The sequence below is a fragment of the Actinomadura sp. CNU-125 genome, from assembly GCF_001942465.1.
GTDB lineage: Bacteria > Actinomycetota > Actinomycetes > Streptosporangiales > Streptosporangiaceae > Spirillospora.
The window spans coordinates 1-24,772 of sequence record NZ_MKJY01000111.1; the positions used below are offsets into that span (position 1 = coordinate 1).

General features: G+C 74.1%; 24 protein-coding genes and 2 pseudogenes. 5 read left to right on the top strand and 21 right to left on the bottom strand.

All coding sequences use genetic code 11. The features are described 5' to 3' along the window. Positions 1 to 147: 147 nt before the first annotated feature. The gene (locus tag BJF79_RS14340) at positions 148 to 1,200 is read right to left on the bottom strand and encodes a DUF4267 domain-containing protein (protein ID WP_262401996.1); all 1,053 of its coding nucleotides are present in this window, start codon (positions 1,198 to 1,200) and stop codon (positions 148 to 150) included. A gap of 107 nt (positions 1,201 to 1,307) precedes the next feature. Here BJF79_RS14340 and BJF79_RS66845 point away from each other — a divergent pair. From BJF79_RS66845 to BJF79_RS66850, 4 genes and pseudogenes are all read left to right on the top strand, one after another. Continuing rightward, positions 1,308 to 1,481: pseudogene (locus tag BJF79_RS66845) on the top strand (response regulator receiver protein); the annotation flags it as partial. An 86-nt stretch (positions 1,482 to 1,567) separates the two neighbouring features. After that, on the top strand, positions 1,568 to 3,055 hold the full coding sequence (locus BJF79_RS59825; protein ID WP_262401998.1) for a BTAD domain-containing putative transcriptional regulator: 1,488 nt from the start codon (positions 1,568 to 1,570) through the stop codon (positions 3,053 to 3,055). Positions 3,056 to 3,481: 426 nt separating this feature from the next. After that, a complete protein-coding gene (locus tag BJF79_RS59830; protein ID WP_262401999.1) occupies positions 3,482 to 4,486 on the top strand; it encodes a hypothetical protein in 1,005 nt (334 codons plus the stop codon). Positions 4,487 to 4,756: 270 nt separating this feature from the next. Continuing rightward, positions 4,757 to 5,026, top strand: a pseudogene (locus tag BJF79_RS66850) (putative immunity protein); the annotation flags it as partial. Between the two features lie 223 nt (positions 5,027 to 5,249). On the opposite strand, the gene BJF79_RS14355 reads toward BJF79_RS66850, so the two are convergent. The 12 genes from BJF79_RS14355 to BJF79_RS14410 form a co-directional block, all read right to left on the bottom strand. Next, complete coding sequence (locus tag BJF79_RS14355; protein WP_158079176.1) at positions 5,250 to 5,771, bottom strand: TetR/AcrR family transcriptional regulator; 522 nt, start codon at positions 5,769 to 5,771, stop codon at positions 5,250 to 5,252. A gap of 106 nt (positions 5,772 to 5,877) precedes the next feature. Continuing rightward, positions 5,878 to 6,198, bottom strand: coding sequence for a VOC family protein (locus BJF79_RS14360; RefSeq protein ID WP_075897830.1), 321 nt, complete (start codon positions 6,196 to 6,198; stop codon positions 5,878 to 5,880). Further along, positions 6,195 to 7,178 (bottom strand): LLM class flavin-dependent oxidoreductase, encoded by a 984-nt coding sequence (locus tag BJF79_RS14365; RefSeq protein ID WP_075897833.1) that lies wholly within the window; start codon positions 7,176 to 7,178, stop codon positions 6,195 to 6,197. Before BJF79_RS14365 ends, BJF79_RS14360 begins: the two co-directional genes overlap by 4 nt. After that, on the bottom strand, positions 7,175 to 8,188 hold the full coding sequence (locus BJF79_RS14370) for an enoyl-CoA hydratase/isomerase family protein (protein WP_075897835.1): 1,014 nt from the start codon (positions 8,186 to 8,188) through the stop codon (positions 7,175 to 7,177). The genes BJF79_RS14365 and BJF79_RS14370 overlap by 4 nt, the downstream gene beginning before the upstream one ends. A 61-nt stretch (positions 8,189 to 8,249) precedes the next feature. Then, positions 8,250 to 9,236, bottom strand: a complete 987-nt coding sequence (locus BJF79_RS14375) for an LLM class flavin-dependent oxidoreductase (RefSeq protein WP_075897837.1) — start codon at positions 9,234 to 9,236, stop codon at positions 8,250 to 8,252. After that, a complete protein-coding gene (locus BJF79_RS14380) occupies positions 9,233 to 9,835 on the bottom strand; it encodes a class I adenylate-forming enzyme family protein (protein WP_075897839.1) in 603 nt (200 codons plus the stop codon). The genes BJF79_RS14375 and BJF79_RS14380 overlap by 4 nt, the downstream gene beginning before the upstream one ends. Then, positions 9,718 to 10,845, bottom strand: coding sequence for an AMP-binding protein (locus tag BJF79_RS14385; RefSeq protein ID WP_075897841.1), 1,128 nt, complete (start codon positions 10,843 to 10,845; stop codon positions 9,718 to 9,720). Before BJF79_RS14385 ends, BJF79_RS14380 begins: the two co-directional genes overlap by 118 nt. Next, the gene (locus tag BJF79_RS14390; RefSeq protein WP_075897843.1) at positions 10,842 to 11,843 is read right to left on the bottom strand and encodes an LLM class flavin-dependent oxidoreductase; all 1,002 of its coding nucleotides are present in this window, start codon (positions 11,841 to 11,843) and stop codon (positions 10,842 to 10,844) included. The genes BJF79_RS14385 and BJF79_RS14390 overlap by 4 nt, the downstream gene beginning before the upstream one ends. Beyond that, positions 11,840 to 12,970 (bottom strand): LLM class flavin-dependent oxidoreductase, encoded by a 1,131-nt coding sequence (locus BJF79_RS14395; protein WP_075897845.1) that lies wholly within the window; start codon positions 12,968 to 12,970, stop codon positions 11,840 to 11,842. Before BJF79_RS14395 ends, BJF79_RS14390 begins: the two co-directional genes overlap by 4 nt. Before the next feature lie 89 nt (positions 12,971 to 13,059). Then, positions 13,060 to 14,097 (bottom strand): acyl-CoA dehydrogenase, encoded by a 1,038-nt coding sequence (locus BJF79_RS14400; RefSeq protein ID WP_075897847.1) that lies wholly within the window; start codon positions 14,095 to 14,097, stop codon positions 13,060 to 13,062. Between the two features lie 14 nt (positions 14,098 to 14,111). Next, positions 14,112 to 15,266 carry an acyl-CoA dehydrogenase family protein gene (locus tag BJF79_RS14405; RefSeq protein ID WP_083733435.1) on the bottom strand — a complete coding sequence of 385 codons (1,155 nt, stop codon included), beginning with the start codon at positions 15,264 to 15,266 and terminating at the stop codon, positions 14,112 to 14,114. Positions 15,267 to 15,314: 48 nt separating this feature from the next. Then, on the bottom strand, positions 15,315 to 16,895 hold the full coding sequence (locus tag BJF79_RS14410) for an AMP-binding protein (RefSeq protein ID WP_075897851.1): 1,581 nt from the start codon (positions 16,893 to 16,895) through the stop codon (positions 15,315 to 15,317). Positions 16,896 to 16,963: 68 nt separating this feature from the next. On the opposite strand from BJF79_RS14410, the gene BJF79_RS14415 reads away from it, so the two are divergent. After that, the gene (locus BJF79_RS14415) at positions 16,964 to 18,007 is read left to right on the top strand and encodes an MBL fold metallo-hydrolase (RefSeq protein ID WP_075897853.1); all 1,044 of its coding nucleotides are present in this window, start codon (positions 16,964 to 16,966) and stop codon (positions 18,005 to 18,007) included. On the opposite strand, the gene BJF79_RS14420 is transcribed toward BJF79_RS14415, so the two are convergent. The 8 genes from BJF79_RS14420 to BJF79_RS14450 all read right to left on the bottom strand — a co-directional run bounded on the left by BJF79_RS14420 (position 17,978) and on the right by BJF79_RS14450 (position 24,771). Then, positions 17,978 to 19,150 carry a class I adenylate-forming enzyme family protein gene (locus BJF79_RS14420; RefSeq protein ID WP_262402065.1) on the bottom strand — a complete coding sequence of 391 codons (1,173 nt, stop codon included), beginning with the start codon at positions 19,148 to 19,150 and terminating at the stop codon, positions 17,978 to 17,980. The genes BJF79_RS14415 and BJF79_RS14420 overlap by 30 nt on opposite strands. Next, complete coding sequence (locus BJF79_RS59835; protein ID WP_075897857.1) at positions 19,039 to 19,599, bottom strand: AMP-binding protein; 561 nt, start codon at positions 19,597 to 19,599, stop codon at positions 19,039 to 19,041. The genes BJF79_RS14420 and BJF79_RS59835 overlap by 112 nt, the downstream gene beginning before the upstream one ends. Next, positions 19,596 to 21,131, bottom strand: coding sequence for a class I adenylate-forming enzyme family protein (locus tag BJF79_RS14430; protein WP_083733436.1), 1,536 nt, complete (start codon positions 21,129 to 21,131; stop codon positions 19,596 to 19,598). Before BJF79_RS14430 ends, BJF79_RS59835 begins: the two co-directional genes overlap by 4 nt. Positions 21,132 to 21,136: 5 nt before the next feature. Beyond that, on the bottom strand, positions 21,137 to 21,631 hold the full coding sequence (locus BJF79_RS14435; protein ID WP_083733437.1) for a VOC family protein: 495 nt from the start codon (positions 21,629 to 21,631) through the stop codon (positions 21,137 to 21,139). Between the two features lie 65 nt (positions 21,632 to 21,696). Further along, the gene (locus BJF79_RS14440; RefSeq protein WP_075897861.1) at positions 21,697 to 22,599 is read right to left on the bottom strand and encodes an SDR family NAD(P)-dependent oxidoreductase; all 903 of its coding nucleotides are present in this window, start codon (positions 22,597 to 22,599) and stop codon (positions 21,697 to 21,699) included. Continuing rightward, positions 22,596 to 23,297, bottom strand: coding sequence for a thiolase C-terminal domain-containing protein (locus BJF79_RS59840; RefSeq protein WP_262402000.1), 702 nt, complete (start codon positions 23,295 to 23,297; stop codon positions 22,596 to 22,598). The genes BJF79_RS14440 and BJF79_RS59840 overlap by 4 nt, the downstream gene beginning before the upstream one ends. Then, complete coding sequence (locus BJF79_RS59845; RefSeq protein ID WP_262402001.1) at positions 23,282 to 23,824, bottom strand: hypothetical protein; 543 nt, start codon at positions 23,822 to 23,824, stop codon at positions 23,282 to 23,284. The genes BJF79_RS59840 and BJF79_RS59845 overlap by 16 nt, the downstream gene beginning before the upstream one ends. Beyond that, positions 23,821 to 24,771: a Zn-ribbon domain-containing OB-fold protein gene (locus tag BJF79_RS14450; protein ID WP_083733440.1), complete on the bottom strand. Its 951-nt coding sequence runs from the start codon at positions 24,769 to 24,771 to the stop codon at positions 23,821 to 23,823. The genes BJF79_RS59845 and BJF79_RS14450 overlap by 4 nt, the downstream gene beginning before the upstream one ends. Position 24,772: the final 1 nt, after the last annotated feature.

Below are 24,772 nucleotides of genomic sequence, written 5' to 3' on the forward strand. Positions count from 1 at the left end.
CGGTAGTGCTTCAGCAGCAGGTACTTCGCCATCGTGTCTCTCCTCGATGCTCGTACGACCCATTCTCGGCCGCGCTCGCCCCGGGGACGGAGCCGGTGACGGATTCTCGACATCCCCGTCCGGGATTTTTTGCGTTCCGCCGCGCGGTCAGGCGCGGCGGCGGGCGGCGCGCAGGAGCAGCAGCCCGCCGGCCAGCACCGCGGCGGCCGTCGCGCCGTGGACTCCGAACGCCGCCGCCTTCGAGCCGCCGTGGGCGAGGATCGTCAGCATGTCCCCGGCCGGGATCGTCGAGAACGCGAGCATCACCCAGCCGAGCGCCGCGCGCTTGCCCGCGGCCAGCAGCGCGAAGACGGTCAGGCCCGTGCCGAGGTCGCGCACGCCCTTGATGTTCAGCCACGCGGCGGCCTCGCCCTCCGGCCAGGCGGGCAGGCCGAAACCCGACGCGGTGGCCACCGGGTCGATGAGGAAGCTCAGCCCGACGTAGGCGATGCCCGCGCCGGTGAGCGCGGCGAGCGCGGTGCCGGTACGGGACGTGCGGACGTCCTCGCGGAGCCGCCGCATCCGGGCGGCGTGGTGCCGCGCGCCGAAGCGCCGCCAGATCGTCCCGGCCGGGGCGGGCAGCCCGGCGAGGAACTCCGCGCGTTCCCGCGGCGTCGCGTCCTCCAGGACGACGCCGAGCAGGGTGAGGATCTTCGTCTTGGGGGTGGCCTCGGCGAAGTGTTCGCCCTGCGCGTTCCATTCGGCCTCGGTGAGGTGCCGTTCGGCGATCGGCAGGAGGTTCGCCTCCTCGTCGTCCAGGTGCTCGGTCAGGACGACCAGGTGTTCGGCGAGCGCGGCGGCGAGGGCGTCGCGGGCGGCGGCGTCGGCCGTCCGCGCCCACGGCCCGGCGAGTTCGCGCAGCCGCGCGATGGTCGCGGCGACCTTCTCGTGCTGGGCCTCCATCCGCAGCACCACCTCGGCGTCCAGGTCCACCCGCGACAGCAGCAGCGGCCAGATCAGCTCGTCCTCGCCGTGGTGGTGGTTGTGCAGGCCGAGCAGGTAGTCGTCGAGGTGCGCGACCAGGGCGCGGGCGCGGCGGCGGTCGCCGGGCCGGGCCGCGCCGACCAGCTCGGCCAGCAGGCGCGCCTCGCGGCGCATCCCGCGGTGGATGACGACCATCGAGTGGGTGAACGGGGTCTTGGAGATCGTGTCGCTGTTCATGTCCCCAAGGCTGCGCGGGGCGTCTTGGAACCGGCTTGGAGCGCGACTTGGAACGCGACTTGGAACCGGCATGGGGTGAGGGGACGAACGGTTAAGATCACCCCGACATGGTGCGGATTCGGGTGTTCGGGACGTTCGAGGCCGAGGTGTCGGGCGTCCGGGCGGCGCTCGGCGGGCCCCGGCAGCGGGCGGTGCTCGCGCTGCTGGTCGCCGCGGGCGGGCGCGTCGTCCCGGTGGACCGCATGATCGAGGAGCTGTGGCACGGCGAGCCCCCGGCCCGGGCCGTCACGACCCTCCAGGCGTACATCTCCAACCTGCGCAGGCTGCTGGAACCCGATCGGGCGCGCGCGCACCCGCGCGGATACTCGTGTCGGCCGCGCCCGGCTACGCGCTGCGCCTCCCGGACGACGCCGTGGACGCGTGGCGGTTCGGCGCGCTCGTCCGCGCCCCCGGCCGCGCGGCGGAGGCGCTGGCCCTCTGGCGGGGCCCGGCGTTCGCGGAGTTCGCCGACGACGAGTGGGCGCGGGCCGAGATCGTCCGGCTGGACGGGCTGCGGACGGCCGCCCGGGAACGGCACGTCGCGGACCTGCTGCGCGCGGGCGACGCCGCCGGGGCCGTGTCCGAGGCCGAGCTCCTCACCCGCGACGAGCCGCTCCGCGAGGAGGGGTGGCGGCTGCTGGCGCTGGCACTGCGGGGCGCGGGCCGTCAGGCCGACGCCCTCGCCGCCCTCCGGGAGGCCCGCGCGATGCTCGCCGACGAGCTGGGCCTCGACCCGGGGCCCGCGCTGGCCGACACCGAGACGGCGATCCTGCGGGGCCGCGCCGACGCCCTCGACGTCCCCGCGCCCGCCCCGCCGCCCGCGCCGGAACCGGCCCCCGAGCCCGAACCGTTCTTCGGACGCGACGACGAGCTCGCCGCGCTGACCGGGCTCGCCGACCGCGGCGACCTGCGGGTCGCGCTCGTCACCGGCGAGGCCGGGCTCGGCAAGACGGCGCTGCTGGACCGCCTCTCGGACGACCTGGAGCGGCGCGGCCGCCTCGTCGTGACCGGCCGCTGCCCGGAAAGCGACGGCGCGCCCGCCGCCTGGGCGTGGACGGAGGCCCTCACCGCCCTCGCCCGGCACGTCCCCGCACCGGACGACGTCGCGCCGCTGCTGCGGGACGCGTCGGCCGCCGGGCCCCGCGACACCACCGGCGGACGGTTCCGCCTGCACCGGGCCGTCTGGACGTGGCTGGCCGACGCGGAGCGGCGCCGTCCCCTCGCCGTCATGCTCGACGACCTGCACTGGGCCGACGCCGAGACCCTCGCGCTGCTCGCCGCCGTCTCCGGCGACGGGCCCCTGCTCGTGGTCGCCGCGTTCCGCGCGGAGGAGACCGGCGCCCGGCTCACCGAGGCCCTGGCCGTCCTGGCGCCGGTCGCCGCTGCGGCTGCCGCTGCGCGGGCTGCCCGAACCGGCCGTCGCCCGGCTCGTCGCCGCCGAGGTGCCCGCCGGGGTCGACGCCGGCACGGTCGCGGCGCTCGCCGAACGGACCGGCGGCAACCCCTTCTACGTGCGGGAGAGCGCGCGCCTCCTCGGCGGCGAGGGCGCCCTGGTGGCGACCTCGCAGGTCCCCGAGGGGGTGCGGGACGTGCTGCGCCGCCGCCTCGCCCGGCTGCCCGAACCCGCCGTCGCCGTGCTGCGCCTCGCCGCGCTCGCGGGCGGCCGAAGCCGACGTCGACGCGCTCGTCCTGGCCGCCGACACCGGCGAGGACGGCGTGCTGGACGCGCTCGACGCGGGCCTCGTCGCCGGGCTGCTCACCGAACCCGCGCCGGGCCGCGTCCGGTTCGCGCACGCGCTCGTCCGGGACACCATGATCGCCGACCTCAGCGCGCTGCGCCGCGCCCGCATGCACGCCCGGCTCGGCGCGGCCCTCGAACGGCTGACCCCGGACGACGCGCCCGCCCTCGCGCACCACTTCCACCGCGCCGCGTCCGCGAGCACCGCCGCCAAGGCCGTCCGGTACGCGATCCGGGCCGCCGAGCAGGCCGAGCACCGCTACGCGCACGACACCGCCGCCGGCCTGCTCGCCCGCGCGCTGGAGGCGTTCGACCGCAGCCCGCGACGGCGACGACGACGGCGGCGTCGGCCTCCTCGGCCGCCTGCTGCGCGCGCAACTGCGCGCCGGGGCGCTCCAGGAGGCCCGCGCCACCCGCGACCGGGCCGTCGACCTGGCCGAACGCGCCGGACGCGACGACCTGCTGCTCGCCGCGTTCACCGCGTGGACCGAACCCGTCCCCTGGATGCAGCGCGCCTACGACACCGTCGACGACCGCATCGTCGGCCTGCTCTCCCGCCTCCTCGACCGCGACGACCTCGCCCCGGACGTCCGCTGCCGGCTCCTCGACGCCCGCGCCGCCGAACTGTCCGGCGACGAACGCGCCCTGCCGCAGGCGGCGCAGGCCGCCGCGCTCGCGCGCGACCTCGGCGACCCCCGGCTGCGCGTCCTGACGCTCTTCACGCTCGCCCGCGAACTCGACGTCCCCGACACCGCCCGCATGAGGGAGTGCGCCCACGAGCTCCGCGACCTCGGCGCCGAGCACGACATGCCCGCCGCGCGCTGGTCGGGCACCTACAACCTCGCCGCGCTCGCCGTGCACGAGCAGCGCCCGGACGAGGCGCGCCGCCGCGTCGACGAGGCCGCCGAACTCGCCCGCCGGTACCGGATGCCCGAGGCCGCCGCCGTCTCCGAGACCGCCGCCGCCGCCCTCGCCCACGCCGCCGGGCGCCTCGACGAACGCCGAAGCCCGCTACCTCGCGGCGACGACGCGATGGCCGCCCAGGGCTCCCTGCACGCCACCGGGTTCGCGCTGCTCGCACGCGCGACGCTGGCCGTGTCGCGGGGGACCCTGCACGCGTTCGCGGACGAGGCGGGGGACGTCCCGTCCGATCTGCTCCCGGTCGTCGCCGACATCCTCGCCGCCGCGCACGCCGCCGCGGGCCGTCCCGACGAGGCACGCCGCCTCCACCGGTCGGCGCTGACGGCCCACCCCGGCTACTTCTTCACGACGTTCCGCACGTTCCGGGCGATGACGGTGCTCGCCCTCGGCGACGCGGCGGAGGCGGCGGAGGTGTACGAGGCGCTGCTCCCCTACCGGGACGGCCCGCCCGCCGGGCTCGAAAGCCTCTCGGTGGCCCTGCCGCCGCCCGCCCGCACCCTCGCCGACCTCGCCCGCATGCTCGGCCGCGACCCGTCCGTCCACCTCGAACGCGCCGCCGAGATAACCGCCCGCTGGGCCGCGGACTAGCCCGCTCATAGCCGCGTTGCCGCAGCAATGGCGAGAATGACGAGTTCTGTGCGTACCTTCGCGGTGGTCCAGCCCCGGTGTTCCCAGGCCGCACCGGACAGATCGTCCCCGGCGTAAAGGTACTGGCAGAACTTCACCCTGCGGAATCGGGCAACGGCGAGGAAACCGCAGAAGTTTCAACCGAAGGTTCAACGATACGGTCGAGGCAAGAGCCGCCCCTACGTAAGAGGCCGAGCCATGCCGGACGACTCCATCACCTTCGAACTCACCATGCCGGAACTCCGCGAGGTCGCCGGCTACGCGGCGGCGTGCGCACGGCCCGCCCTCGCGGTCTTTGAACGTGCGAACCCCGGCGACGGGCGCCCGCGGGCCGCGATCGACGCCGCGCAGGCGTTCGCGGACGGCGCCGCGCGCACGAAGGCGCAGCGCGACACCGCCTGGGCGGCGCACCGCGCGGCCCGGGAGTCCCGCGACGCGGGACGGGCCGCGGCGGGCGAAGCCGCACGCGCGGCCCTGGCCGCCGCGAGCGCGGCCTACCTCCACCCGCTGGCGAAAGCCACCCAGGTCAAGCACATCCTCGGGGCGGCCGCGCACGCCGCGCGGCGTCGAACTCGCCGCCGGAGACGACCCCCGCACCGGAGCCGAACACATCGCGAAGGCGCGGGCCCTCGCGCGTCCCACCGTCGCGGACGTCCTCAGGCGCTACCCGCCCGCCCCGCCCGGCGGCGGACGCCCCGGCGAACTGCTCCGCCTGCTGGACGCGTCACTCCGCTGAGTCGCCCCGTCCGACCGGCGCGAGCGTCATCAGCGGCAGGACGTGTTCGGCGATGTACGCGCGACCGGGGGGAGCACCGTGCAGGAGGAGATGCTGGACGATCAGCGCCGGGCCGGCGTCGACGCGGGCGGGCAGGTCGGGGACGGGCCCGATCATCCGCTCCAGGAGGAGCCGGACGGCGTCGCGGACGGGTTGCAGCTTCGCCTCGCGCACCGCCGCGGCCACCTCCGATTCCGGGTGGGTCAGCAGCACCGACAGCAGCGCGCCGTGCCCGGCGAGTTCGTCGGCGAGCCCCAGCAGGACCGCGACCAGGCCGTCGGCCGGGTCACCGGCGGGCTCCGCCGCGGGGGACGGCGCGGCGGCGCGCAACGCGTCGACGACCAGGGCGTACTTGGTCGGCCAGCGCCGGTAGAGCGCGCCGAGGCCGAGCCCGGCGGAGCGGGCGACGTCGGCGACGCGCAGCCCCTCGTAGCCGCCGTCGTCCAGCCGGGCCATGGTCTCGCGCAGCACGGCACGGTCGGCGGCGGCGTCCCGGGGCCGTGCCGGTCTCCTGTCGGCGCACATCATCGGGAGTTTAACGGGCGCCCCGCTCCCGGCCGCCGCGGCGGGCGGCGCCTCACGGCAGCCGCTCGTAGAGGACGAGCGGGTTGCCCGCGGGGTCGCGGACGACGATCCGGCGCTCGTGCGGACCGGCGACCGGTTCCCCGGCGGACAGCCGCGCGGCGACCGCGTCCAGATCGTCGACCTCGATGCCGAGCATCGTCCGGCCCGCGACGGGCTGCTGCGACTCGTCCGCCAGTCCGATGACGGTCGTCCCGTCGGTCAGTGCGGCGTACCGCTCGCCGTCGCGGAACTTCACCGCCAGCCCGAGCGAGGCGTAGAACGCGACCTGTTCGTCCATTCCGGCGGACGGGACGATGACGTGACCGATCTTCATGGGCGGAACCTCGGCATCACCTCGCGCGCGAACCGTTCCACGATCTCGACGGAGCGCTCGATCGGCAGGCCGAGCCACTGCGCCCGGAAGACGAAGTGATCGAACCCGGCCTGCGCGAAGTCCTCGATCTTGGCGGCGATGTCGTCGGGCGAGCCGAAGAACAGGGCCTTGTGCTTGATGCCCTCCCACTGCGTGTCGAAGTAGTCCATGCCGTACTGGACGTACTCGCCGTAGGACGCGCGGACCGCGGTGCCCGCCGTCGCGTACGCGTCCTCGAACGAGTCGGCGACGCACAGGTCGCGGTGGATCGGGAAGACCGCGCCGTCCTCCCCGAATCCGGCCTCCTTCCGCGCGGCGCGGTAGTCGGTCAGGTTGCCGACCGCCCAGTTGCGGCGGACGTTCGACGGCGCGATCCACGGCAGCCCCTGCCCGGCGATCCGCTTGATGCCGACCGGGCCGTTCGCGCCCACCCAGACGGGCGGCCCGGGCCGCTGCGCGGGCAGGACGCTGCACCGCACGCCGTCGAGCTCGAAGTGCCGTCCGTGGTGCGTGACCTCCTCGCCCGTCCACAGTTTGCGCATCACGTCGAGCGACTCGTTCATCCGCGAGACCCGGGTGCGCCGCTCGATGCCGAACGACCTGAACTCGTCCTCGCGGTACCCCGACCCGATGCCCAGCACGAACCTGCCGCCGGACATCTGGTCGATGGTCGCGATCTCCTCCGCCCAGTGCACCGGGTGCCCCATCGGGAGGATCAGGATGCCCGTCCCGAGCTGCATGTCGCCCGAATGGTCGATGAGCCGTGACAGCAGCGGGAGGGGTTGCGGGGTGCTCAGCGACGACAGGTAGTGGTGGATGCCGAACACCGAGTCGTAGCCGAGGTCGCGGATGTGCTGGGTGAACTCGACCAGTTCGCCGGTGCGGCGGTGGATGTCGTCGCCCCGTTCGTACTGGTGGTCCAGCAGGACGCCGAACTTCACGCCGGGTCCTGCCCGTCCCGTCCGTCCCGCCCGTCCCGTCCGTCCTCGGCCGAGCGGGTCTCGCTGAGGCGGAAGTACGGCGCGACCAGCCGGTCGCGCTCCTCCAGGGCCTTCGCGACGCCCACCTCGCGGCGCCGCTTCAGGAAGTTCCAGTCGCCGTCCTCGAAGGCGACGTTGGTGGCCCAGCCGTGCCCGACCCAGCCGGTCATGGCGCCCAGCCCCTTGCCGCGGGCCTCCAGCATGACCTGCATCATCGACTTGCCCATCATCAGCGAGTCCAGCGGCATGACGGCGATGGCCTCGGCGTAGTCGGCCACCCACCGGTCCAGCTCGTCCGGCTCGACGACCTTGGTGACCAGGCCCTTGCGCTCGCCCTCTTCGGCGCCGATCGCGCGCATGGTGAGCATGACGTCCTTCATGGTCGTCAGGCCCACCTTCTCGATCCAGTGGTACATGTCCTGCGGGCCCGGCCCGAGGTACCGGAACGCCGGGTGGGTGAACCGGGCGTTCGGCGTCGCGATGACGATGTCGGCCGACAGCGCGATCTGGAAGTGGCCGCCGTAGCAGTAGCCCTGCACCTGGCAGATCGTCGCCTTCAGCGACTCGATGATCGGACGGGTGAAGCCCGAGCTGAGCACGTTGCGGTCCGGGAGGATCCGCTGGCGCTGGGCCGGGCGGCGGCGCGACGCCTTGTCGGTGCCGGACTTGTAGCCGATGTAGTGGCCCAGCTCGGCGGCGTCCGCGCCGGTGCCGAAGTGGTCGCCCTCGCCCTTGAAGACGATGACCTTGACGCGGTCGTCGGCCTCGGCCTCCCGGACCAGGTCGCCGACGCGCTCGAAGGCGGCGACCGGGACGGCGTTGAGCCGGTCCGGACGGTCGAAGGTGATGGTGGCGACCGAGCGGCGCTCGTCCACGTCGTACCGGACGTACGAGGCGAGGACCTCCGGGTCCACCTCCATGTTCGCGACGTCCCACTGGTTCTCCAGCAGCTCTGCCTCGGTCTTCTTCATGGTTCTCCTTGCCTGTTCGTCGATGGTCGGTGCGGGGGGCGGCCCGTGGGCGGGGCCGGGGTCAGCGGAACGCGGGGAAGACCTCCGCGGCGAACAGCCGCAGCGAGTCGCGGACGCGGTCGGCCGGCATCCCCAGCCAGCCCGGCCGGAAGATGAGGTGGTCGAACCCGAGGTCGCGCAGCGCGGAGATCCGCTCGATGAGGAACTCCGGGGAGCCGAGCAGCAGCGTGTCGCGCACCAGGTCGTCGAACCGGTCGCGCTGCCACCGCAGGGCGGGGTACTCGGCGTAGGTGGAGTACTCGACGCGGGCGTGCGGCAGCGCCGTCTCGACGGCCCGCTCGGTGGTCGGCGCGCAGTACAGCTCGACCCCGACCGGCCGCTCGACCGACGCCGGGTCCCGCCCGGACTCGGCGAGCGCCTCGTCGTAGACCGCCACGTGCTCGGCCAGGTATCCGCGTTTGGGCGAGTTGCCCGGCGCGTACCAGGCGTCGCCGAGCCGCGCCGCCCGCCGCACCGACTTCTTCCCGCCCGCGCCCACCCAGATGGGCGGGCCGCCGGGGGTCAGCGGACGGACGCCGATGGACGCGTCGGCGAGCGGGTAGAACTCGCCGTCGTGGTCGACGGGCCCGCCGGACCACAGCGACCGGATGAGGCGGATGCTCTCGTCGAACCGGCGGAACCGCGTCGCCGGGTCGACGCCGAACGCGGCGAACTCGTTCTCGCGGTAGCCCGCGCCGACGCCGAGGACGACCCGTCCGCCGGACAGGTGGTCGAGGGTGGCGAACTCCTCCGCCACGTGCGCCGGGTGGAACAGCGGCAGGAGCAGGATGCCGGTGCCGAGCGTCATGTCCCCCGACCGCGGGATGAGGCTCGCCATCATCGAGATGGGCTGCGGGGTCGCGAGGTTCGACTGGAAGTGGTTGATCGTCCACACCGAGTCGTAGCCGAGCTCCGCGGCGAGCTCGACCGTCCCGAACAGGTCGTTCAGGTGCGCGCCGAGGTCGTCGGAGTGCGGGTACTGGTGCGAGGCCATGATCCCGAACTTCATGCGGACGGCTCCCCTTCCGGGCCGGGCACCGCGGCGCGGCTGATCTTTCCGGTGGCGCTGCGTTCCAGTTCGGGCACGAACTCGACCCGGCGCGGCGTCTTGAAGTGGGCCAGGCGGTCGCGGGCGAACGCGACGAGGTCCGCCGCGAGCGCGTCGGCGGAGACCGGCCCGCCGTTGGGCCCGCCACCGGACGCACCGCCGGACGCACCGGCCTCGCGGACGACGAGCGCGACCGGGATCTCGCCGAGCCGGTCGTCCGGACGGCCGTGCACGCGGACGTCGCGGACGAGCGGGTGCTCGCGCAGCGCGTCCTCGATCTCCTCGGGCCACACCTGGAAGCCGCCGCACTTGATCATGTCGCGCTTGCGGCCCGCCAGCCACAGCACGCCGTCGGCGTCGACGCGGCCCATGTCGCCCGTGTGCACCCAGCCGTCGCGGACGAGCGCGGCGGACGCCTCGGCGTCGTCGACGTAGCCCTTCGTCAGCTCGGACCGGACGACGACCTCGCCTTCGGAGCCGGCGGGCAGCGCCGTCCCGTCGTCGGCGCGGATCTCCAGCTCGCGCCCGGGTAGATCCGGCCCGCCGAGCCCGGCTTCCACAAGCCCGCCTTCATGTCCTTGCCGGTCCAGCCCGCGATGTGGCCCGACTCGGTCGACCCGTAGTTGACCAGGATCGGGACGCCGTAGCGCAGCTCGAACTCGCGGCGCAGCGGCCACGAGATCGCCTGCCCGGCGACGAGGACGTGCTTCACGCCCGCGAACGGCAGGTCGCGTTCGGCGTGCACGATGTCGTAGACCATCGTGGGCAGCAGGAAGAGGTTGTCGAACGCGAACCGGTCCATGAGCGCGGCGAGGCGGTCCACCCCGAACCGTTCCCAGACGACCGCGCCGCGCCCGACGAAGAACGCGAACAGCAGCGAGTGCTGGCCGCCGGAGTGGAACAGCGGCAGCGCGATCAGGTTCGGCTTCGCGTCCGCCGCGGCCGTGCCCTGCTCCTCGCCGCCGGTCGACACGCGGGCGAGCCGCCGCAGCGACCCGAGGGTGCCGCCGTGCGTGACGCTGACCGCCTTCGGGCGTCCGGTCGTCCCGCCGGTGAACAGGATGCACGATTCGGCGTCCGCCGCGACGTCGGCCGACGCGACGCGGGACCGCGCCCCCCACTCCAGCGGACGGACGCCGCCGTCGTCCGCCGCGCCCGGGCCCGCCGGACCCGCCGGGCCGACCGACCGGACCGCCGCCCCGGCGGCGTCGAAGCCCCCGTCGAGGACGGCGGTGCGGTGCGCGTCGACCAGGAGCAGCTTCGGGGACGTCTTCGCGACCGACTCCGCCAGCTCCGCCGCGTTGTACAGGCTGCTGATCGTGACCGGCACCGCGCCGAGCTTCCAGGCGCCGAACAGGAAGAACACGATCTCCGGGCCGTTGGTGAGGTAGCACGCGACGCGGTCGCCCGCGCCGACGCCCGCCGCCGCGAGCGCCTCGGCGACCCCGCCCGCGAGGAGGTCGATCTCGTCGAACGTCCAGGACCGCCCGTCCTCGCCGTGCAGGCCGACGGCCCGCCCGCGGTCGGCGGCGCGCGCCTCCAGGACGCGGGCGAGGTTCGCGCCGCTCATCGCGCTCCCCCGTCCCCCGCCGCGGCGAGGCGCGGGACGACTTCGGCGCCGAATCGCCGGATCTGCTCCATGGTCTCCTCCTGCCCCGCGCCCACGAACTGGAGCCGCAGGCACACCTCGGTGATGCCGAGTTCGTTCTCCCATCGGCGCAGCTTGGCCACGATGTCGTCGGCGGTGCCGACGAGGCAGTCCTCGGCCATGTACCGGTCGATGTCGAGCGTCTGCGCGTCCTCCCACGACCGGTATCCGGCGTACTGCCGCTCCATGTGGGGCCGGACGCCCGCGAACGCCGCCGCGCGCGTGTCGGCGACGAACGCCTCGCGCGACATGGGGTACTCGCGGTCGAGCGGGAACCCGTGTTCGGCCAGGGTGTCGCGGTAGATCGCCAGCATCGCCGCGATCTCCGCGTCGGCGCCCTTCGGCCCGATGAGCCAGGGGGCGTCCAGGCGGGCCGCGCGGCGCACCGCGGGTTCGGCGAACGCGCCGATCCAGATCGGCGGGCCGCCCGGCTGGACGGGCCGCAACGGCAGCGCCGCGCCGGGCGCCTCGCCCCAACTGCCCGCGGCGTCGACCGTCTCGCCCCGCCACAGCGACCGCAGCAGCGGGACGTACTCGCGCAGCCGCCGCAGGCGGTCCTCCCACGCGACGCCGAACGCGGCGGTCTCGCGCCTGCGGTAGCCCGCGCCGATCCCCACGGTGAGCCGTCCCCGGCTGATCACGTCGAGGGAGGCGAGGTCCTCGGCGAGCGCGATCGGGTTCAGCAGCGGCGCCAGCAGGACGCCGAAGCCGATGCGCAACCGCGCCGTCGCGCCCGCCAGGTGCCCGGCGAGCGGGATCGGCTGGACGAACGCGGACTTCGCCAGGTAGTGGTGCCCGAGGTAGACGGCGTGGAACCCGGCCTCCTCGGCGGCGACCGCCTGCCGGACGACGCCGTCGAGCCCGTCGGCCGCCGGCGCCGACGGATCGAACTGGGCGCTCAGAAAGGCGCTGATCTTCACCCGGCGACCGCCCGCCCCATCGAACCCGCGCCCGCCCTGCCCGCCGCTCCGGCGGCCGGTCCGGCGGCGGAGGCGGCCTGCTCCTGCGCGCGGAAGTGCGGGATGACCTTCGCGGCGAACTCCTCCATCGACTTGAGGGCGGCCTTGCGGTCCAGGCCGGGGATGCGCAGCCAGCCGATGTAGTGGTTGATGCCGAGCTGCTCGCGCAGCTTCTCGATGGTGTCGATGACCTGCTGGGCCGAGCCGAAGTTGCCGCCGTGGGTGAGGGTCTGTTCGAGCGTGAGCAGCTCGATGTTCTTGGCGACGGCCTCGTAGTAGGCCCGCTCCTTCTCCATGGCCTGCTCGGACCCGGGGATGACCTTCCCGACCGTCCGGTAGTAGCCGAGCGCGGCCTCGGCCGCGGCGGTGAGGCCCGCCTCCCCGTCGCCGCACCAGACCTGCTGCATGAACGGGAGGTCGTAGGACGAGACGTCGAAGCCGTTCTCCGCCATCGCCGTCCGGTACAGGTCGAAGTTCTTCTGCATGATGCCGAGGGGCGTGAAGTTCGGCGAGGTGATGATGGCCTCGCCGATCGCGCCGCGGTCGCGGAAGCTGTCCGGGGACACGGTTCCCTGGAGGATCGGCGGGCCGCCCGGGGTGAACGGGCGCGGGTACGTGGTGATGCCGTCGTAGTGGAGCACTTCACCGTGGTAGCTGAAGTTCTCCCGCGTCAGGGCGAGCCGCAGGACGTCCAGGGTCTCCTTGTACCGGACCTTGGACTCTTCGAGCGGAATCCCGAACCCCGCGAACTCGCTCGGCTGGTAGCCGCGGCCGACGCCGATGGTGACCCGGCCGCCGGACAGGACGTCGAGCGCCGCGATGTCCTCGGCCAGCCGGAGCGGGTCGTGCAGCGGCAGGACCAGGACGGCGGTGCCGATGGTGATCGACTTGGTGCGTTCCGCGACGGCCATCGCGAAGCTCACGGGACTGCCGAGGATGCCGTACTTGGAGAAGTGGTGCTCGGCCAGCCAGACCGAGTCGAAGCCGAGCTCGTCGGCGAGCTCGATCTCCTCGAGCGTCTCGCGCAGCACCTGGTGGTCCGACGCCCCGTCGCTCACGGGAAACAGGTTCATGATCCCGAACTTCACTGCCACTCCTTATATTCCGACCAGTCGGTATCTTATCTGTCGATGACGGCGGCCCGGCGCCGTCCGCCACCGGACGGCCCCGGGCCCGGCTACGCGCCCCGGCGCCGCCGGACCTGCAGCTCGCCGACGCGGCGCCGGTGCCACGAGCCGCGGCCGAGCCGCGCGTCGAGCACGTGCGCGCGGCGCAGGAACAGGTGCGGATCCGCCTCCATCGTGATGCCCATGCCGCCGTGCACCTGGACGCAGCGCTCGGCGGCGAACACCGCGGCGTGCCCGGCGGCCGCCTTCGCGGCGTGCACCAGGTCCGCCGCCTCGGGCCGGTCCCGGTCCACGGCCCAGGCCGCGTACAGGGTCAGGTCCCAGGCCGCCTTCCGGTGCTTGACGGCGTCCGCGAGCTGGAACGCGACCCCCTGGAAGGAGCCGATGACCCGGCCGAACTGCGTCCGGGTCCGGGCGTGCTCCGCCGCGAGGCCGATCGCCCCGGCGGCGACGCCGCACAGCTCCGCCGCCGCGACGAGCGCCGCGCGTCCCGCGCCCGGCGCCGCCGGCGCAGACGTCCCCGCCGGTAGGACGACGTCGGACAGCGGGACCGACGGGTCGAACGACTCCCGCACGGTGACCTCCCCCGGGGCGATCCGGACGCCGTCCGCGGCGAGCACCGCGAACGCGTCCGCCTCGGCCGCGTACGGCACGAGCGTCCGGACGAGCGTCCCGGCCGCGCCCGTCCCGGCCGCGCCGGGTTCGGCGGTGCCGGGCTCGGGCCAGCCGGGCGCGCCCGGCACGTCGACCGCGGGCGTCAGGACCGTGCGTCCGTCGAGCACGTCCGCGGGCAGCTCGCCGAGCCCGGCGGCGAGCTGGACGGCGGCGGCGTGCGCCGGGAACCGGCTCGGCACCAGGCGCTCGCCCAGCACCTCCACCGCGACCAGCAGATCGATGAGGGACGACCCCATACCCCCGGCGGACTCGGGCACGCCGAGCAGCCCGAAGTCGGCGAGCAGGACCGCGTCGCAGCCGGGCGGGCTCCAGCCCCCCGCGAGCGCGTCGCGCGCGGTGGCCTTCTCCTCCTTGACGATCGAGCGGACGGACGCCTCGATGTCCGCCTGCTCCCGGGTGAACGTCGCTTCCATGACCGGTACTCCGCTCAGCGTGAACGGGGCAGGCTCAGCACCCGCTCCGCAAGGATCGACTTCTGGACCTCTTCGGTGCCGCCCTCGATGGTGTGGGCGCGCGAGCGCAGGTAGTGGCGCATCCGGGCGGCGGCCCCGCCGCCGTCGAGGAGGACGCCGCCCGCCCCGTCCAGGCGCACCGCGAGGCGGTTCGCGTCCTGCACCACGCCCGCCCACAGGCTCTTGAGCGCGGACGTCTCGGGCCCGGGGGCACCGCCCGCGCGGGTCTCCCCGACCATGCGCAGCGAGCCGATCCGGACGGCCTCGGCGTCGCAGCGCAGCGCGCCGACCGCGTCGAGGAACGCGGTGTCGTCCGCCATGCCCCGCTCCAGGGCGAGGTCGGTGAGGCGGTCGACGGCCTGCCGCGCCCACACCCACAGGCTGAGCGCCATGCTGCCGCGCTCGAACGCCAGCGTGGTCAGCGCGACCCGCCAGCCGTTGCCGACGCCGCCGAGCACGTCCTCGTCGGGGACGAACACGTCGTCCAGGAACATCTCGTTGAACTCGGTGTCGCCGTTGATCATGACGAGCGACCGGACCTCGAAGCGGTCCATCGGCGCGAGGAAGTAGGTGATGCCCGCGTGCTTGGACGCGTCCGGGTCGGTGCGCGCGAGCAGGAGGCATTTCGACGCGTTGTGGGCGTTCGACGTCCAGATCTTCGCGCCGTTGACCCGCCAGCCTCCGTCGACCTTGACCGCGGACGTCTGGAGGCTCGCCAGGTCCGAGCCGGAGCCGGGTTCGCTGAAGCCCTGGCACCAGTAGTCGGTCCCGTCGAGGATGCCCGGCAGGTGCCGGGCCCGCTGCTCGTCGGTGCCGTGCGCGATCACGGTCGGCCCCGCGAGGTACATGCCGACGCCGTTCAGCGCGTACGGGGCGCCGCGCAGCTCGGCCTCCTCGTTGAAGATCGCCTGCGCGAGGGCGTCCATGCCGCGGCCGCCGTGCTCGACCGGCCAGGACAGGCCCGCCCAGTTCGCCGCGCAGATGCGGTCCTGCCACACCCGGGACCAGGCGGTGCGCTCCTCCTCGGACAGGTCCTCCTGGTCCGGGACGTCGGCGAGCGCCTCGTCGAGCCAGCCGCCGACCTCCCGGCGGAACGCCCGCTCCGCGGGGCTGTCATCGAAGTCCATCATCACCTGCCGGCTCGCTGTATCGGAAAGGGAGAAATACGGAAGTAGCGGTCACGCGGAAACCTCCACGACATCCCCGGCGTCCCCGGCGTCCGCGGGGGTCGTGAGGCGGGCCTTGTAGAGCTTCCCGTTCGGGTCGCGCGGCAGTTCCGCGTGCACGAAGTACCGGCGGGGCAGCTTGGGCGCCGCCAGCCGGGCGGCGAGGTGCGCGCGGATCCCGGCGACGGCGGACGGGACGTCCGGTGCGTCGTCGGCCAGCACCAGGTGCGCGACCGGGACCTCGCCGTACTCGGGGTCCGGGCGCCCGACGACGCCCGCGTCGCGGACCCACGCGTGCCCGGCGAGGGCGCCCTCGATCTCGGCCGGGTAGACGTTCACGCCGCCCACCAGGATGAGCTCGGCGGCGCGGCCGGTGATGAACAGGAAGCCGTCCTCGTCGACGTGGCCGACGTCCCAGACGGTCATCAGGCCGTGCCGCCGCGCGCCGCCGGTCTTGCCGGGATCGTTGTGGTACTCGACCGTGTCGGAGCCCTGCCGCATGTAGACGATGCCGGTCTGCCCGGCCGGAACCTCGTTGCCGTCGTCGTCGAGGATCTTCAGGGTCGAGATCGACGCGGGCCGGCCGACGGTTCCGGGACGCTCCAGCCACTCGTGCGGCCGCGCGATCGTGGTGCCGACCTCGGTGGAGCCGTAGTACTCGTAGACGACCGGGCCGAACCAGTCGAGGATCCGCTGCTTGACCTCGACCGGGCAGGGCGCGGCGCCGTGCAGCACGTAGCGCAGGGACGACACGTCGTAGGCCGCGCGGACCTCGTCCGGCAGGTGCAGCAGCCGGTGGAAGTGCGTGGGGACCATGCTCGTGCCGGTGACCGCGTGCCGCCGCACGCGCTCCAGGAAGCCCTCGGGCGTCCAGCCGTCCATCAGGACGAGCGTGCCGCCCCAGTTCAGCGCGCCCATCGCGGGCGTGATGTTGGCCGAGTGGTACATCGGCGCCGACACGAGCCAGGAGCCGAACGCCTCGCGGCGCATGCCGAACTCCTCGAACAGCCACACGTACGTCAGGGCGCCCTTGTCCGCGTCGATGCCGCTGAGCGGGCGCTTGACGCCCTTCGGGCGTCCGGTGGTGCCCGACGTGTACATCATCAGCGACCCGTGGGGCGTCCGCTCCGGGTCGGTCGGCGGCATGCCGCGGGTCAGTTCCGCCAGCGCGCGCGCCCGTCCGGTGGTGTCCGCCGGGGTGCCGTCGACGTACACCTCGACGCCGGCGGGGGCGGCGGCGAGCACCGTGGCCTCGACCCGCTCGGAGCACAGGACGGCCTTCGCCGCGGAGTCCTCAAGGATGTACGCGATCTCCGGGGTCGTCAGGTGGTAGTTGACGGTGACGAGGTAGAGCCCGGACTGCATCGCCGCCAGGTAGGCCGCGACCAGGGCCGCGCTGTTGGCCAGGACGACCGCCACCGTGTCGCCCTCGGTCACCCCGCGGGCGCGCAGGCCGTGGCAGATCCGGTTCACCTCGGCGAACAGTTCGCCGTAGGTGATGCGCGCGTCGTCGGCCGTGATGATCGCGCAGAGGTCCGGGTCGGACACGGCCCACAGGCGGAAGCCGATCTGCTCCTGCGGCTGCTCGCTCATCTCGCTCCCTTGAACAACATTCCGACCATTCGGTATCTTTTATCGCAGAGTAGAGGGGATCCGCCACCATGTCCATACCTGCGGGCGGCCGACGCGCCGCCGACCACCGGGCCCGTGAGCTGCGGGAACCACTGCGGGAACCGCAGCGCGAGCCCCTTAGCGAACCCCTCAGCGAACCGCTGGACGAACCGCTGCGGGTCGCCGACGGCGTCTGGGCCGTCCCGGTGCCCCTGCGCGGCAGCCCCTTGCGGTCCGTCACCGTCTTCCTCGTCGAGACGTCCGACGGGCTCGTCCTCATCGACGCCGGCTACGACCACCCCGCCTGCTGGGACGCCTTCACCCGCGGCCTCGCCGAGACCGGGCACGCGCTCGACGCCGTCCGGCTGGTGCTGCTCACCCACAACCATCCCGACCACGTCGGCTTCGCCGGGCGGGTCCGCGACCTGACCGGCGCCCGCGTCGTCATGGGACGCGACGACGACTTCGAGCACCAGCGCCGCGTCCGCGGCGGCGGCTTCCTGGTCCAGCTCCGCGCGACCCTCGACCGGACGGGCGCGCCCCCGGACGTGATCGAGAAGATGTACACCGGGGCGCTCGGGATCGCCGAGCACGCCGAGGACCTGCGCCTCGACCTCGCACCCGAGCGCGACTCCGAGCACGTCCTCGGCGACGTCACGATCCGCGGGCTGCACGCCCCCGGGCACACCCACGGCCACACCGTCTACGTCGACGACGCGCGCGGCGTCGTGTTCACCGGCGACACGCTGATGGCCGAAGGCCCCACCCAGCTCGCCGTCCCGAGCCTGCCGGGCGACGACCCCGCGGGCGACCTGCTCACGTCCCTGGACCGCCTCCGCGACCTCGGCGCCGGACTCGCCTGCCCCGCGCACGGGCGTCCCTACCGGGACGTCGCGCGGCGCGCCGAGGAGCTGAAAGCCTTCCACCTGGCCGAACTCGACACCGTGGCGCGGCTCCTGCCCGACCGCGGGACGGCGTGGGAGATCGCACCGTTCCTGACCCGCGGCAAGCCCTGGACCGAGCTCGGCACGGGCGGCAAGCGGTTCGCCCTGATCCATACGCTGTCACTGATCCTCGGCGTCGTCGCCCGCTGACCCGTCGCCCGCCGATTCGCGGCCCGCCGGCCGGTCCGGGTAGGACCAGTCGGGGGCCAGGGTCGGGCGGAGGTCGCGCAGCACCCGTTTGAGGACCTTCCCCGACGGGTTCACCGGGAACTCCTCGACGATGTAGATCTCCTTCGGCACCTTGAACCGGCCGAGCCGTTCCCGGGCGTGCCGCACGAGATCGTCCGCCTCCAGGCCCGGCCTGCCGACGACGAACGCGACCGGCATCTCGATCCACACCGGATGCGGCGCCCCCACCACGGAGGCCGCGAGGACCAGCGGGTGATCGGCCAGGACGTTCTCGATCTCGGCGCTCGACATGTTCTCGCCGCCGCTGCGGATCATGTCCTTCAGCCGGTCCCGGATGTAGAGGTAGCCGTCCTCGTCGAGGCTGCCGACGTCACCGGTGTGGAACCAGCCGTCGCGGAACGACTCCGCGGTGGCGGCGGGATCGTCGAGGTACCCGGGGCTCACCTTCGGCCCGCGGGCGATCACCTCGCCGCTCTCCCCCGCACCGACGTCGTTCCCGGTCTCGTCCACGACCCTGACGTCCACCCAGGGGACGGGGACGCCGACGGACCCCTGCTTGCTTTCCATGTGGGCCTCGTCCAGGTAGGTGAGGCCGCTGCAAGTCTCGGTGAGGCCGTAGCCCTCGATGAGGCGCGCGCGCGGAAACAGCTCCCGGGCGACCTTGAACAACGCGGACGTCACCTGGGAGAAGATCAGCCAGCGCACCGAGGACAGGTCCGCGTCCGCCGCGCCGGGCGCGCGGCGGATCATGTCGAGCATGGTCGCCGCGACGACCATCCCGGTGATGCGCTCGGTCTCGATCGCGGCCAGGATCGCGGCCGGGTCGAACCGCCGCTGCAAAACCATGCGGCCGCCGACATGCCAGATCGCGTACCCCGGCAGGTCCGTCCCGCCGACGTGGTAGAGCGGCGCGAAGTTCAGGATCCGGTCGTCCGCGCGCAACCCCAGCTCGACGATCTGGGCGTGCATGTTCGCGTTCACGTTCCCGTGCGTCAGCAGCACGCCCTTCGGCAGGCTCGTCGTCCCCGACGTGTAGACGATCCGCTGCAGGGCCGCGTCGTCCAGTTCGGCGTCCGGGACGCGCTCGCCCCGGTGGGCCTCGATGAGCGCGCGCACGTCCGTCCAGCCGGGCCCGCCCGGTTCGCCCGGCTCCGCGACGGGTTCGAGGGCGAGGCGGCGGACCGCCGGGAGACCGGCGACGGCGCGCGCCGTCCGCGCTCGAACTCCGGGACGGTCGCGACCGCCGCCACGCCCGCCCGCTCGATCAGCCGCCCCAGCTCGCCCGGGGCCAGCCGGTAGTTCAGCGGGACGCACACCGCGCCGAGCCGCGCCAGGGCCAGCGACAGCAGCAGGAACTCGGGGACGTTGTCGGCCACGACCGCGACGCGGGTGCCGCCGGTGACGCCGTCCGCGGCGAGGCCCGCGGCGAGCGCGTGCACGTCCGCGTCCAGCTCGCGGTACGTCCAGCGCAGGTCCCCCGCGACGAGCGCGTCCGCGGCGGCGAAGCGGGCCGCGCCCGCGCCGAGCATCCGGGCCAGGTTCGCGGTGCTCACGACGCCGCCGCCGGCGCGTTCTCCAGCTCCCGGAGCCGCTTCTTCAGGACCTTGCCCGAGTCGTTGCGCGGCAGGGAATCGACGATCGCGACGTGCTTCGGCACCTTGTACTTGGCGAGGTTGTCCCGGCAGTGCCGCCGGATGTCCTCGGGCGTCGCCGCGCCGGGCGCGCGCAGGATGACGAACGCCTTCGGCACCTCGTCCCACCGCTCGTCCGGGACGCCGATGACCGCGACCTCCGCGACGTCCGGATGCCCGGCGATGACGCGCTCCACCTCGGCGCCCGCGATGTTCTCGCCGCCGGACTTGATGAGGTCGGTGCGCCGGTCGACGAACCACAGGTAGCCGTCCGCGTCGATCCGCCCGACGTCGCCGGTGCGGAACCAGCCGTCCCGGCGGGTGGCCGCGGTGGCCTCGGGGTCCTTCCAGTATCCGGGCGAGACCTTGTCGCCGCGGATGACGATCTCGCCCTCGACGTCCGCCGGGACCTCCGCGAAGTCCTCGTCGACGATGCGGACGTGCACCCCCGGGAAGGGAGCGCCGAGCGCGCCTACCTTGGACTCCTCGTGGGCCGCGTCCATGTAGCAGACGCCGTTGCACAGCTCCGTCATGCCGAACGTGTCGATCGTCCGGACGTGCGGGAAGCGCCGCTTCACGTCGCGGCGGACGCCCGGCGCCACCCCGGCGAACAGCAGGTAGCGCAGCGCGCCGAGGTCGGGACGCGGGTCGAGGTCCATGAGCGCGAAGAGGATCTGGGCGGCCAGCACCATGCCGGTGACGCGTTCCGCGGCGGCGATGCGGGCGATGTCGTCCGCCTTGAACGTCGGCGTGAGGATCATCGTGGCCCCGGCGGTGAACGTCGCGAGGCCGGGCGCTTCCAGGCCGCTGACGTGGAACAGCGGGGCGGTGACGAGGATCCGGTCGTGCTGCGTGAGCTCCAGTTCGAGGAGCTGCGCCCACTGGTTGGCGTGCACGTTGCCGTAGGTGTGGATCACGCCCTTGGGGCGGGCGGTGGTCCCGGACGTGTAGAGGATGCGGTGGACGTCGTCCGGTCCCTTCTCGGCGTCCGGGACGCGCACGCCGCGCGGCTGCGCGTCGAGCAGGGCGTCCAGCGACGCGGCGCCGGGGACGGCGTCCCGCCCGTTCGCGACGACGACCCGCAGGCCGGTGTTCGCGCGCAGATGATCGGCCTCGGCGCGGAAGTCGTCGTCGTACAGCAGGCAGGTGATCCCGGCCCGGTCCACGACGTACGCCTGCTCGGTGGCGTGCAGGCGCCAGTTCAGCGGCACCCCGACGGCGCCGAGGCGGCTGATCGCGAGCAGTTCGAGGACGTAGCGGGCGGTGTTGCGGCCGAGGACGCCGACCAGGTCCGCGGGCGTCGCCCCGGCGGCGCGGAGGGCGGCGGCGTGCCGGTCGACGTCGGCGTCCAGTTCGGCGTAGGTCCACCGCCGGTCGCCGTCGACCAGGGCTTCGCGGTCGGCGCGGCGCAGCGCCTGGACGCGGAGCGTCTCGCTGGTGTTGCTGGTCGCCACGGCCGTCAGCCCTCCGCCCCGGCGCGGAACGCCAGGACCTCCGCCCGGCTGGGCAGGCTCACGAACTCCAGCAGGTTGCCGTCCGGGTCGCGGGCGGCGAACGCGGTGATGTGCCCGTAGTTCTCGAGGAGCTGCCGGTGCGGCGGGCGGACGCAGTCGGCGCCGAGGCTCACGAGCCGCTCGTACACCTCGTCCATCTCCTCGGCGGGGACCTGGAAGCTCAGCAGGAACGTGCCGAGTTCGAGGTGCCCGGCGGTCGCGGTGCGCCGCTTCGTCCCGTTCCATTCGATGAGTTCGAGCTGCCCGATCCGTGTCGGGCCCTGGAGGTACTGGACCTTGCCGGTGGTTCCCGCGGGCAGCCCGAGGGACTCCTCGATCCCGGCCCCGCCGACGTCGGTGCGCAGCGTCTTCCGGTAGCCGAGGGCCTTCTCGTAGAAGTCGGCGGCGCGGTCGAGGTCGGACACGGTCATCGCTACGTGGTGGACTTCGCTGACGGGCATGTTTCCTCCTGGACGGCGGCGGCGGGGGCGGGGCGGTTGCGGGACGGGACGGAGCCTGAGGACGGCTACGTGCCGAGCACCCGCTGGATGAGCGCGACCTCGTCCTGACCGCTCGACGGGACGATGTGCTCGTCGAGCGAGACGATGTCGTCGATCGCGGCGGCGACGCCGGCGGGCGACGCCGGCTCCGGGCCCGAATACCAGCCGGGGGTCACGCCGAGGAAGATCCGCCCGACGCGGCCGCCGCCGACCGTGAGGATGTGCCGGTTCAGCCCGCACCGCTCGGACGCCAGGTACGTCGCGACCGCCGCGACGTGCCGCGGGTCGAACCGGTCGGCGAGGTCGCCGAGGAGCCCCTCGGTCATGCGGGTCGCGGCGGTCGGCGACAGCGCGTTCACGAGGATCCCGTTGCGGGCGCCCTCCAGCGCCAGCACGTTCATCAGCCCGACGAGGCCCGCCTTCGCCGCCGCGTAGTTCGCCTGCCCGAACGTCCCGAGCAGCCCCGACGAGGACGTGGTGAGGACGACCCGTCCGTACCCCCGTTCGACCATGTGCGGCCACGCGGGGCGCAGCACGTTGAACGCGCCCCCGAGGTGGACGTCGAGGACGGCGGTGACATCGTCGTCGGTCATCTTCGCGAAGGTGCGGTCCCGCAGGATCCCCGCGTTGTGGACGACGGCGTCGATCCGCCCGTACTCCTCGACGGCCCGCGCCACCAGCGCGGCGCCGCCCTCGACGGTCGCGACCGAGTCCGCGGACGCGACGGCGTCGCCGCCGCGCTCGCGGATCTCCCGGACGACGTCCGCGGCGGCGCCGGACGAGCCCGTCCCGGCGACCGTCCCGCCGAGGTCGTTGACGACGACGCGCGCGCCGTGTTCGGCGAGCGCGAACGCGTGCGCGCGTCCGATGCCGTTCCCGGCCCCGGTGACGATGACGACCCGGCCGGTGAAGTCGATGGTCTCGCTCACAGCTCGCTCCCGAGGACGGCGACGAATGCGACGGACGAGCCGGGCTGCCCGCCGAGGTTCTGCGCGACGGCGAGCCGCGCGTCCGGTACCTGCCGTTCGCCCGCCTCGCCGCGCAGCTGGGCGAAGCATTCGAACATCATGCGCAGGCCGGTGGCGCCGACGGGGTGCCCGAACGACTTGAGCCCGCCGTCGGTGTTGACCGGCAGGTCGCCGTCGAGGTCGTAGCGGCCGTCGAGGATGTCGCGCCACGCCTTGCCGCGCTCGGAGAACCCGAGGTCCTCCATGAGGACGACCTCGGTGGGGGTGAAGCAGTCGTGCACCTCGGCGAGCGAGATCTGCGTCGCCGGGTCGGTCACCCCGGCCTGCGCGTACGCCTCCCGCGCGGCGGCGACGACCTCGGGGAACGTGGTGAAGTCGTAGCCGCCGGACGCGAGCCCGGCGCCGGATCCGGCGATGAAGCCCATCCCCCGCAGGAACACGGGGCGGTCGGTGTACTCGTAGGCGTCCTCGGCGCGGACGATGACGGCCGCGGCGGCCCCGTCGGACACGCCGGAGCAGTCCAGGACGCCGAGCCGGCCCGCGATGCGCGGGGACTTCTCGACGGCCTCGGCGGTGACGGGACGGCGGAACTGGGCGCGTTCGTTGAGCGCGCCGTTCGCGTGGTTCTTCACCGCGACGTGCGTCAGCGCGCTGCGCATGTCGGCCTCGCCGACGCCGTGCGCCGCCTGGTAGGCGGGGTCGAGGAGGGAGAACCCGGCGGGCGCGTCCAGTCGACGTCGGTGCCGTCGGCGGGCGGCAGGACGGCCGACAGGCCGGACTGCGAGCTGTCCTTGAGCTTCTCGACGCCGGTCGCCATGACGATGTCGTAGGCGCCGGACGCGACGCCGAAGACGGCGTTGCGGAAGGACTCCGAGCCGGTCGCGCAGTAGTTCTCGACGCGGGTCACGGGCTTGCCGGACAGCCGCAGCGGCCGGGCGAGGACCTGCCCGGACAGGCCCGTCCCCTGGGTGCCGACCCAGAACGCGCCGATGTCGTCGAGGGTCAGCGCGGGCAGCGCGGCCATGCATTCGGTGACCGCGTCGACGAGGAGGTCGTCGGCGGACGAGTTCCAGTGGTCGCGGAACGGCGTGCAGCCCATCGCGACGATCGCGACGTCGTGGGTCGTCCGCCTGCCCGTTGCGGGCCCGCCCGTTCCCGGCCTGCTCGTCCCTGATCTTTTCGTCACCGGTCGTCGCCCTCCCACGGACGGAGCTTCCAGAAGTAGTTGTGGATCGCGTCGGTGGTCCACAGGCGGCGGAACACGGGCCGCATCTTCATGCCCACGCGGACGGCGTCGGACCGCACGTCGGTCGCGTAGGCGCACAGCCGCCCGCTTCCGCCGCCGTCCGCGTCGTCGAAGTCGGCGACGACGACGGCGACGTCGGTCTCGGGCATGGTGGTCAGCCGGTCCCGGGTGACCGAGACGACGGTGGCGACGCGGTCGCGCAGCGAGACCTTGCCGGGCGCGGCCGGGTCGCCGGGGACGCCGCAGACCGCGCAGACCCGGCTCGGCGGCGTGGTGACGCCGCCGCACGCGTCGCAGCGGGCGCCTTCCAGCCGGTACTTCCACCCGGCCCGCCGGTACATCGGCGGGGCGGCCGGGGACGGCGCGGCCGGACGGGCCGGGCCCTGCACGTCGAGGAGGCCGCGCCAGCGCAGGTAGCGGCCGTAGCCGAGGTCCTCCCGGTCGGCGAGTTGCGCGCGCACCGGCCGTCCGCCGCGGGCGTCCCGGACGCCGTCGCCGACCCGGAACACGAACGCGTCCGCGCCCTCGGCCGCCGACAGCAGCAGGACCGTCTCGCCGGGCCGGGCCGTGTCGAGGGCCGCGGCCAGCAGCAGTCCCGGGTGGGCGGCGCCGGTGTCGCCGGTGAGCCGCTCGATCTTCCGCGTCCGTGCCGGAGCCGCCGAACGCGCGGCGCAGCGCCGCGGCGGCGCGGGCGTGGCGGACGCGACGGCGACGTGGTCGACGGCGTCGAGCCCGGCGTCGGCGAGCGCCCGCCGCGCCGCCTCCCGCCCGGCCGCGACCAGGATCTCGGCGGTGAACCGCTCGTCCCAGACGCGGTCGTGCCGCTCGCCGGGCAGCCGCCAGCGGTCCAGCACCTCGGCGGTCCGCCCGGCCCGCGCCAGCAGCACG